The organism is Marinobacter sp. UBA2688 (assembly GCF_002352785.1).
Classification (GTDB): domain Bacteria; phylum Pseudomonadota; class Gammaproteobacteria; order Pseudomonadales; family Oleiphilaceae; genus Marinobacter; species Marinobacter salarius.
In genome coordinates this window covers 164,677-173,938 of sequence record NZ_DELU01000022.1, presented here as the reverse complement: position 1 = coordinate 173,938, position 9,262 = coordinate 164,677, and the positions used below count along the sequence as shown (strand labels likewise).

Here is a 9,262-nt window from a genome sequence, read left to right as displayed (position 1 = left end):
AGGCTCGGCAAACACTGAACGAGCCACATCTCAACTGGCGTGTTGAGTCTGTCGGAGGTGTTCTGGTGGATCAGTGCAGCCATGTTATCAGCGAATTCTTCACGCGTCGGCGGGCCGACATCCGCCGCCGGAGGCAACTGTTTTCAGGGAAGGAGTGACGATCGATCATGAAAGTTCTGGTAACCGGCGGAGCCGGGTATATAGGTAGTCATGTCGTAAGGCAACTGGGCGAAGCCGGACACGACATTGTTGTTTTCGATAACCTGTCCACCGGATACCGTTGGGCGGTCACCTGTGGTGAGCTTGTGATCGGAGATCTCTCCGATGAACAGGCCATTGCGGACCTTTTCAGCCAGCACCGCTTTGAAGCCGTGCTGCATTTCGCCGCCAATATCGTGGTGCCGGAATCGGTCGAGAACCCCCTCAAGTACTACAGCAACAATACCCGTAACACGCTGAATTTGCTGAAGGCAGTAGAAGAACACCAGGTACCTTACATGGTGTTTTCGTCGACGGCTGCCGTTTATGGCATGCCAGAGGAAACCGTACTGACGGAAGATCTTCCGCTGGCGCCGATCAATCCCTATGGCGCCTCCAAGATGATGAGCGAGCGGATGATCATGGATCTGGCTGCCGCGTCATCCCTCAATTACGTGATCCTGCGTTACTTCAACGTAGCTGGGGCCAATCCGGACGGTTTGCTGGGGCAGGCGACGCCTGAAGCTACGCACCTGATCAAGGTTGCGTGTGAGTGTGTGACGGGCAAGCGCGATGGCATGAGCGTGTTTGGCACCGACTACGACACCCGTGACGGTACCTGCATCCGCGACTACATCCACGTGGAAGACCTGGCCAAGGCTCATGTGATGGCGTTGGAGTATATGGCCGGTGGAGGTGAGTCACGGGTGCTGAACTGTGGCTACGGGCGTGGGTTTACCGTCCGCGAAGTTATTGATGTGGTCAAGCGCCAGTCAGGCAACGACTTTCCGGTGCAGGAAACCGGCCGTCGGGCAGGGGACCCAGCCGCGCTGATGGCTGACAACTCGCGAATCAAAAAGGTACTGGGCTGGCAGCCGGATTACGACGACCTGGATACCATCGTCGGCACAGCCCTGGCCTGGGAAAAGATCTGGCAGGATAAGCAAGCCTGAGGCTGCTTGTTTTTGTGCTTTAAACAAATTCAATTTCAGGGTTTTGGCGGATGAAGATTACTATTTTTGGGACCGGTTACGTCGGGCTAGTGACGGGCGCCTGTCTGGCCGATGTGGGTCATCACGTTCTGTGTATGGATGTGGATCAGGGCAAGATTGATAAGCTTAGGAACGGCCATATACCTATTTATGAGCCTGGCCTCGAGTCCATCGTAAAGCATACGGTCGAAGCAGGCCGTCTGGCGTTCACCACCGATACCCAAGAAGCCGTGGCCCATGGGTCTCTGCAGTTCATCGCAGTGGGTACACCGCCTGATGAAGACGGTTCCGCCGACCTGCAGTATGTGACCGCCGTGGCGCGCTCCATTGGCCAGTATATGGATGACTACAAGGTGGTGGTGGACAAGTCCACCGTGCCGGTTGGTACTGGCGACAGGGTTAAGGCTGCGGTGCGCTCCGAGCTGGACAAACGCGGGCTGGAGCTGGACTTCGATGTCGTGTCCAACCCTGAGTTTCTTAAGGAAGGCGCGGCCATCACCGATTTCATGAAGCCCGACCGCATCATCGTTGGCACCGACAGTGAGCGGGCCAAAGAGTTGCTGCATGAGGTCTACTACCCGTTCAATCGTAGCCACGACCGCATGATTTTCATGGACATCCGGTCTGCGGAACTGACCAAGTACGCAGCCAACTCCATGCTGGCCACCAAGATCAGTTTCATGAATGAAATAGCCAACCTGGCGGAGCGTTTGGGGGCCGATATAGAAAATGTGCGTCGTGGCATTGGTTCCGACCCTCGCATCGGCTACCACTTTATTTACCCGGGTTGCGGTTACGGCGGCTCCTGTTTCCCGAAAGATGTGCAGGCATTGACCCGCACAGCCAGGGATTGTGACTACGACTCCCGCCTGTTGAACGCCGTGGAAGCCGTGAACAATGCCCAGAAGCACGTGTTGTTCGACAAGATCAGTCATTACTTCGGTGGCAACCTGAAGGGCAAGGTCGTCGCGATCTGGGGGTTGGCATTCAAGCCCAACACCGACGATATGCGTGAAGCATCGTCCCGAGCCCTGATGCAGGACCTCTGGAAGGCCGGAGCGAGCGTGCAGGCCTTTGACCCGGAAGCCATGGAAGAGACCCAGCGTATCTTTGGCGATCAGCCAGGGTTAACCCTGTGCGGCACCAAGGAGCAGGCGCTGAAAGGGGCCGATGTGCTGGCCATCTGTACCGAGTGGAAGGAGTTCCGCTCTCCGGATTTCGAAGCCATAGCCGCAAACCTGAAGGAGCCTGTCGTGTTTGACGGGCGCAACCTGTACGAACCTGAAATGCTTGAGCGCCACGGTATGATCTACTACGCCATTGGCCGTGGCCGGAACCAGTTCCACGGAGGTTAATATGAGTGGGGCGGAGTCGCCGTTTGTTCTGCACGAGCGTCTGGAAGCTGACACAGTCAGCCTCGGACAGAGCAAGCTGTGTGAAATTCGGCTGATGAACGACAGCAACTGGCCCTGGATCCTTCTGGTACCAAGGGTTGGCAGTGTGCGGGAGATCTATCAGCTGGCTCCGGAGCAACAGCGGCAGCTGCTGGCGGAATCGTCCCTTCTTGGGGAGGGCATGATGGAATTGTTCGGTGGGGATAAGCTCAATGTTGCGGCGTTGGGTAACATGGTGCCGCAACTTCACCTTCATCATATCGTGCGTTTTGACGGCGACTCTGCCTGGCCGGGCCCGGTCTGGGGCAAACTTCCGCCGAAGCCCTACAGTGTCAGCGATCTGGCCAGAATAAGCGAACAACTGAAGCCGTTGCTGGGTCGGCTCTCGCAAATAGTGGCGTAGCAATCTCTTCCGGCAAAGCCGGGTAGCTTAGCGTTTGTGCCGGGCGATGGTGCGTGATCCAACGAGGATCATCCTGAGCTCGGTTTTCAGTTTGTCCTTCAAGGCTTCCTTTTCCGGTGGTGTTGCGTCAAGCGCCTCGGCGCCTTGGTTAAACACCAGTGTCACCATGGCGTCTGCCACCAGTTTGGAGTCGGATAGGGGGCGATTCTCTTCATCCGCGATGCGCGCCAGATCTGCAGCCAGTTCGGTCACAAAGTGGTCGATTTCAGCTTTGATGGCGGTGCGGAAGGGTTTTGATACCCCGGTGCTTTCCCTCAGCATCAGACGAAACAGATTGGAGTTGTTGCCAAGATACTCCATGAAGGTGTCCACCGAGGTGCTGATGGCGCTGCCGTTTCGTGCAATTCGCTTGCGTGCCTGGCGCATGAGTTGTCGCAGGGCGACACCGCCTTCGTCCACCAGGGCAAGCCCCAGCTCGTCGAGCTCGGAAAAGTGCCGGTAGAACGATGTCGGCGCAATGCCAGCTTCCCTTGCCACTTCCCGCAGGCTCAGGCTGCCAAAGCCCCGGTCCGCACTGAGCTGAGCAAGGGCGGCGTCCATCAGGGCACGGCGAGTGCGGAGTTTCTGTTCGGCTCGGGCTGACAAGGGCGGCTCCATAGGGCGGTAAATCGGCCCATTCTAGCGGCCAAATGTTTTACCGTCACCCACGGTGATGGAAGCCTGATTTTCCCGTTCATTGTGTTTATAATGGGCCGCTTTTGCAGTAGGGTCCGCCAGAACCATTTTTGCAAACTTTTACGCACACATCAGATACAACGGGAACCGGTATGCGCAGTCATTATTGCGGTGGAATCAACGAATCTCACATCGATCAGGAAGTTACTCTTTGCGGTTGGGTTCATCGTCGCCGCGATCACGGTGGGGTGATCTTTCTGGACCTTCGCGATCGGGACGGTATTTCCCAGGTCGTGTTCGATCCGGATACCCCAGAGAGCTTCAATCTGGCGGAGAAGGTCCGCAGTGAATTCGTTATTCAGGTGACCGGCCGTGTGCGCCGTCGTCCCGCTGGTACCGAAAACGCCAACATGCCGACGGGGCAGGTTGAGCTGCTGGGTAAGCAGTTATCCATCCTGAATGCCGCTGCAACGCCTCCGTTCCCGCTGGATGAGCATGTGGATGTCGGTGAAGACGTTCGCCTGAAGTATCGCTTTGTGGACCTGCGTCGCCCGGAAATGCTGAACCGACTGCGTTTCCGTTCCAGGGTGACCAGCTATATTCGCAACTTTCTGGATAGCAACGGCTTTATGGATGTGGAGACGCCTATCCTGACCCGCGCCACTCCGGAAGGCGCACGTGACTACCTGGTGCCAAGCCGCACCCATGAAGGCTCCTTCTTTGCACTTCCCCAGTCCCCGCAGCTTTTCAAGCAATTGCTGATGGTGTCCGGTGTGGATCGCTATTACCAGATCGCCAAGTGTTTCCGCGACGAAGACCTGCGTGCCGACCGTCAGCCGGAATTTACGCAGATTGACATCGAGGCCTCGTTCATCGATGAGGAGACCTTGATGACCCTGAACGAGAACATGATTCGTTCGCTGTTCAAGGATGTTCTGGAAGTGGATCTGCCTGAATTCCCGCGCATGCCGTACGCCGAGGCAATGCAGCGTTATGGCAGCGACAAGCCGGACCTGCGTATCCCGCTTGAGCTTGTTGACGTGGGTGATCTGGTTGCGGGCGTTGACTTCAAGGTGTTTGCCGGTCCGGCTAATGACCCCAAGGGCCGCGTAGCAGCACTACGTGTTCCGAAGGGCGGCGAGCTGACCCGAAAACAGATCGACGACTACACCAAGTACGTGGGTATCTACGGTGCCAAGGGGCTGGCCTACATCAAGGTCAATGATACGTCCAAGGGCGTTGAAGGCCTGCAGTCGCCGATCATCAAATTCCTGGGTGACGATGTTGCGCAGGCTGTCATCGAGCGCTCCGGTGCGGAAGATGGCGATATCGTGTTCTTCGGCGCCGATAAGACCAACGTGGTCAACGAAGCCCTGGGCGCGCTTCGCATCAAGGTCGGCCACGACCTGAACATGCTGACGTCCGAGTGGGCGCCGATGTGGGTGGTGGACTTCCCGATGTTCGAGGAAACATCTGACGGAAGCCTGACTGCGATTCACCATCCGTTCACGGCGCCATCCTGTTCTGGTGACGAGCTGGAAGCGTCACCGGCGACGGCATTGTCCCGCGCCTACGACATGGTGCTCAATGGCACCGAGCTCGGTGGCGGTTCCATCCGTATTCACGACGAAAAAATGCAGGAAAGCGTGTTCCGTACCCTGGGTATTGAGCACGAAGAAGCACGAGCCAAGTTCGGGTTCCTGCTGGATGCGCTGAAATACGGTTGCCCTCCCCATGGTGGCCTGGCGTTTGGTCTGGACCGGTTGATCATGCTGATGACAGGCGCCAGTTCTATCCGTGATGTGATTGCGTTCCCGAAAACCCAGAGCGCCACCTGTCTGATGACACAGGCTCCCGGAGAAGTGGACGACAAGCAGTTGCGTGAGCTTCATATCCGCCGCCGCAAGCCCGTGGCCAAGGCCGGCGAAAGTAAGGAAGACACCCAGGCAGGCGAGTAACGCAATGCCGGAGCACACCCTCGTGTGCTCCGCGACTGAACGGAGTTGATTATGGCTGGACACAGTAAATGGGCCAACATCAAGCACCGTAAAGCGGCTCAGGACGCCAAACGCGGTAAGATTTTCACCAAGATCATTCGCGAGTTGACGGTGGCGGCCCGTCAGGGCGGGGGAAACCCGGATGACAATCCGCGATTGCGGGGCGTCATCGACAAGGCCCTGACCGCCAACATGAAGAAGGACACCATCGAGCGCGCCGTTGAGCGGGGTGCCGGGGATGGTGACGACAGCAATTACGAGGAACTGACCTACGAAGGGTACGGTCCCGGTGGCGTTGCTATCTTTGTGGAAGTCATGACGGATAACCGCAACCGCACTGTGGCCGACATTCGTCACGCCCTGAACAAGATGGGCGGCAACCTCGGCACTGACGGTTCGGTAGCGTATCTGTTCAGTAAGCAGGGTATTATCAGCTACAGTCCGGAGATGGACGAAGACCGGCTGATGGAAGCGGCCCTGGTTGCCGGTGCCGAGGATCTGGCAACGCTCGGCGACGGCTCTTTCGAGATAGTCACCGTGCCAGATCAGTTCCTCGACGTTAAACAGTCCCTGGTGGAGTCCGGCCTGATACCCGATAACGCAGAAGTCACTATGGTGCCCTCAACCACTGTAGAGCTGGATGAGGAGGGCGCAGAGCCCATCCTCAAGCTGATCGATATGCTGGAAGACCTGGACGATGTGCAGAATGTCTATCACAACGCCGATATACCGGCGGACGTGATGGAGGCACTCCATCAATAAGGGCGCAACGTGTCGATAATCATGGGGGTGGACCCAGGGTCACGCATTACCGGTTACGGCATTGTCCGGGCCGAGGGCCGGGTGATCGAATATATTGACAGTGGATGCATCCGGGTCGGCGAGAAGCCCATGGCGGAGCGCCTGCAAACCATCTTCCATAGTCTGGCAACGCTCATTGGCGAATACCGCCCCGAAGAATTCGCCATCGAGCAGGTATTCATGGCCCGTAACCCGGATTCAGCGCTGAAGTTGGGGCAGGCCAGGGGAGCGGCGATTGTAGCGGCCGCCAACAGCGGTTTGCCGGTTCACGAGTATTCCGCCCGCCAGGTCAAGCAGGCGGTGGTGGGTAAAGGCGGCGCTGACAAGTCCCAGGTCCAGCATATGGTCCAGGTGTTGCTGGCGCTGTCCCGCAAGCCGCAGGCCGACGCCGCAGACGCCCTGGCGATTGCGCTGTGCCACGCCCACATGAGCCAGAGCGTTGCCCGGCTGGCGTCCGGAGGTGGCGGGAAAGTGCGAAGTGGCCGGGTCCGAAGACAATAACCAGACTCATTGAAGTCCAGGGAGAAACCCGTTGATTGGTCGTATCCGAGGCATCCTGATTGAAAAATCCCCCGCCCAGGCATTGGTGGAATGCGCCGGCCTGGGGTATGAAGTCGATATTCCCTACACCACCTTCTTTAACCTTCCTGAAACCGGCGACGAGCTGGTTCTCCACACCCACTTTGTTGTTCGCGAGGACGCCCAGAGCCTCTACGGCTTCTCTTCACGGCTGGACCGGGACCTGTTCCGGTTGCTGATCAAGGTTAATGGGGTTGGTCCCAAGCTTGCCGCCGGGATTCTGTCGGGGTTGGATGCGAATCAGTTTATCCGCTGCGTTGAGGCTCGCGATGCCAATGCCCTGGTCAAGCTTCCCGGTGTTGGCAAGAAAACCGCCGAACGCCTGCTTATTGAAATGACAGATCGTATAGGGCAACTTGAAGGGCAGTTCACGCCAGCGTCGCCAAATGCGACGGTTACCTCCGACTCAGCCAACGCGAGCATTGCTGCAGGTCATGACCCCAGGGAAGAGGCGGAAGCCGCACTGATTGCCCTGGGGTACAAGCCACAGGAGGCGTCCAAGGCGATCAGCAAAGTGGCGGAAGAGAACATGTCGAGCCAGGAATTGATTCGGTTGGCGCTACGGGCAATGATTCCTGCCAACTAATGGGTAACGGGCTGATTAAAAGAGTGTCATTAATCGCATCCTGGCCCCATATGTGTAGAGAGCGTAACGTGACAGCAAAAGCGCCGTTTGTACAATTGGGGCATAATGAACCCGATACGAGTGTACAGGCATGTTGTTGATTTCCTCTGAGCGGGTAGTTCAATGATTGAATCGGATCGCCTGATTACAGCCCAGGCCGGACAATATGAGGAAGTGCAGGATCGAGCGATCCGTCCCGGTGTGCTTGCGGACTATGTGGGTCAGCCGGCTGTGCGGGAGCAGATGGAAATCTTCATTTCCGCCGCGCGAGGTCGCCAGGAGGCATTGGATCATGTGCTGATCTTTGGTCCGCCGGGGCTAGGCAAGACCACGCTCGCCAACATCATTGCCAATGAAATGGGTGTGTCCATTAAGACCACATCCGGCCCGGTGTTGGAAAAAGCCGGTGATCTGGCCGCCATGCTGACCAACCTCGAAGAGGGTGATGTCCTCTTCATTGATGAAATTCATCGTCTCAGCGCCGCCGTGGAAGAAGTGCTCTACCCGGCGATGGAAGACTACCAACTGGATATCATGATTGGAGAGGGCCCGGCGGCCCGCTCCATCAAACTGGACCTGCCCCCCTTTACCCTGGTGGGTGCCACGACACGCGCCGGGCTTCTGACGTCGCCGCTGCGGGATCGTTTCGGCATCGTCCAGCGCCTTGAGTTCTATAACACCAAGGATCTGACGGATATTATTCTCCGTTCCGCGCGATTGTCATCGGTCGCTATCGACAACGGCGGTGCTTACGAAATTGCCCGTCGTTCCCGGGGAACACCCCGTATTGCCAACCGCCTGCTACGCAGAGTGCGTGACTTTGCTGAGGTAAAAGCGGATGGCAGCATTAGTGAGTCCATTGCGGACCAGGCACTGAACATGCTGAAAGTGGACGCCCAGGGGTTTGATCACATGGACCGGCGCCTGCTTTTGGCGATGATTGAAAAGTTTGATGGTGGCCCGGTCGGTGTCGAAAGTCTGGCAGCGGCGATCAGTGAAGAACGAGGCACTATCGAAGACGTTCTTGAGCCGTTCCTGATTCAGCAGGGTTTCATGGTACGTACGCCCCGTGGGCGTATGGTGACGTCCAATGCCTACCAGCATTTCGGCGTCGTGCCATCCGGTCCGGAACGGGAGGACCTGTTTGACTGAGCGTTATGATTCATCGGTCGGGTTGGCGGTTCGCGTGTACATCGAGGATACCGACGCCGGCGGTATCGTATACCACGCGAAGTACCTGCACTATATGGAGCGTGCCCGTACGGAGTGGGTTCGTCACAAGGGTGTCGGGCTTCGCGCCGGCCTGGCGGATAACATCAGTTACGTTGTCCAGCGCCTGTCGATTCACTACGGTGCTCCGGCCAGGCTCGACGATGAGTTGCGAGTGACCGCGGAGCCAGTGGCGTTCGGCCGTGTATGGATGGATTTTCGTCAACAGGTTGTTCGCCGCTCCGATGACAAGGTACTGGCCTCGGCGGATGTGCGTGTGGCCTGTATAGCACTGGATTCCGGCCGGCCAAGACGCCTTCCGGTAAACATGCTGGAGTTGCTGGAAAGCAGTCTGAAAACCAATTCACAAGTGGAATAATCCAGGAGTA

Annotated in this window: 10 protein-coding genes and 1 pseudogene; 10 read left to right on the top strand and 1 reads right to left on the bottom strand. The window is 57.5% G+C overall.

The features are described 5' to 3' along the window. The 4 genes and pseudogenes from B3M52_RS11090 to B3M52_RS11075 all read left to right on the top strand — a co-directional run. A pseudogene (locus B3M52_RS11090) lies at positions 1-158 on the top strand (tRNA-specific adenosine deaminase); the annotation flags it as partial. A gap of 9 nt (positions 159-167) precedes the next feature. Further along, positions 168-1,151: a UDP-glucose 4-epimerase GalE gene (galE, locus tag B3M52_RS11085; protein WP_075196208.1), complete on the top strand. Its 984-nt coding sequence runs from the start codon at positions 168-170 to the stop codon at positions 1,149-1,151. 50 nt (positions 1,152-1,201) lie between these two features. Further along, complete coding sequence (locus B3M52_RS11080) at positions 1,202-2,545, top strand: UDP-glucose dehydrogenase family protein (protein WP_036205341.1); 1,344 nt, start codon at positions 1,202-1,204, stop codon at positions 2,543-2,545. Between the two features lies 1 nt (position 2,546). Continuing rightward, positions 2,547-2,987 carry an HIT domain-containing protein gene (locus B3M52_RS11075; protein WP_041334301.1) on the top strand — a complete coding sequence of 147 codons (441 nt, stop codon included), beginning with the start codon at positions 2,547-2,549 and terminating at the stop codon, positions 2,985-2,987. 27 nt (positions 2,988-3,014) lie between these two features. Here B3M52_RS11075 and fabR read toward each other — a convergent pair whose 3' ends face one another. Continuing rightward, positions 3,015-3,632: an HTH-type transcriptional repressor FabR gene (gene fabR, locus B3M52_RS11070; RefSeq protein WP_075196207.1), complete on the bottom strand. Its 618-nt coding sequence runs from the start codon at positions 3,630-3,632 to the stop codon at positions 3,015-3,017. Positions 3,633-3,814: 182 nt separating this feature from the next. On the opposite strand from fabR, the gene aspS reads away from it, so the two are divergent. The 6 genes from aspS to ybgC all read left to right on the top strand — a co-directional run bounded on the left by aspS (position 3,815) and on the right by ybgC (position 9,252). Then, complete coding sequence (gene aspS / locus B3M52_RS11065) at positions 3,815-5,620, top strand: aspartate--tRNA ligase (RefSeq protein ID WP_036205346.1); 1,806 nt, start codon at positions 3,815-3,817, stop codon at positions 5,618-5,620. 51 nt (positions 5,621-5,671) lie between these two features. Next, the gene (locus B3M52_RS11060; RefSeq protein ID WP_075196206.1) at positions 5,672-6,421 is read left to right on the top strand and encodes a YebC/PmpR family DNA-binding transcriptional regulator; all 750 of its coding nucleotides are present in this window, start codon (positions 5,672-5,674) and stop codon (positions 6,419-6,421) included. A gap of 9 nt (positions 6,422-6,430) precedes the next feature. Beyond that, positions 6,431-6,961 carry a crossover junction endodeoxyribonuclease RuvC gene (gene ruvC / locus B3M52_RS11055; protein WP_075196205.1) on the top strand — a complete coding sequence of 177 codons (531 nt, stop codon included), beginning with the start codon at positions 6,431-6,433 and terminating at the stop codon, positions 6,959-6,961. 31 nt (positions 6,962-6,992) lie between these two features. Further along, entirely contained in the window at positions 6,993-7,625 is a 633-nt protein-coding gene (gene ruvA / locus B3M52_RS11050; RefSeq protein ID WP_075196204.1) for a Holliday junction branch migration protein RuvA, read from the top strand. Between the two features lie 162 nt (positions 7,626-7,787). Then, a complete protein-coding gene (gene ruvB / locus B3M52_RS11045; protein ID WP_036205355.1) occupies positions 7,788-8,816 on the top strand; it encodes a Holliday junction branch migration DNA helicase RuvB in 1,029 nt (342 codons plus the stop codon). Then, positions 8,809-9,252: a tol-pal system-associated acyl-CoA thioesterase gene (gene ybgC / locus B3M52_RS11040; RefSeq protein WP_036205357.1), complete on the top strand. Its 444-nt coding sequence runs from the start codon at positions 8,809-8,811 to the stop codon at positions 9,250-9,252. Before ruvB ends, ybgC begins: the two co-directional genes overlap by 8 nt. Positions 9,253-9,262: the final 10 nt, after the last annotated feature.

Bases quoted from the DNA above. Each gene is read 5' to 3' on its own strand.
- ruvB (WP_036205355.1), top strand. From the start codon at position 7,788: ATGATTGAATCGGATCGCCTGATTACAGCCCAGGCCGGACAATATGAG.
- B3M52_RS11080 (WP_036205341.1), top strand. From the start codon at position 1,202: ATGAAGATTACTATTTTTGGGACCGGTTACGTCGGGCTAGTGACGGGC.
- B3M52_RS11060 (WP_075196206.1), top strand. From the start codon at position 5,672: ATGGCTGGACACAGTAAATGGGCCAACATCAAGCACCGTAAAGCGGCT.
- galE (WP_075196208.1), top strand. From the start codon at position 168: ATGAAAGTTCTGGTAACCGGCGGAGCCGGGTATATAGGTAGTCATGTC.
- aspS (WP_036205346.1), top strand. From the start codon at position 3,815: ATGCGCAGTCATTATTGCGGTGGAATCAACGAATCTCACATCGATCAG.
- B3M52_RS11075 (WP_041334301.1), top strand. From the start codon at position 2,547: ATGAGTGGGGCGGAGTCGCCGTTTGTTCTGCACGAGCGTCTGGAAGCT.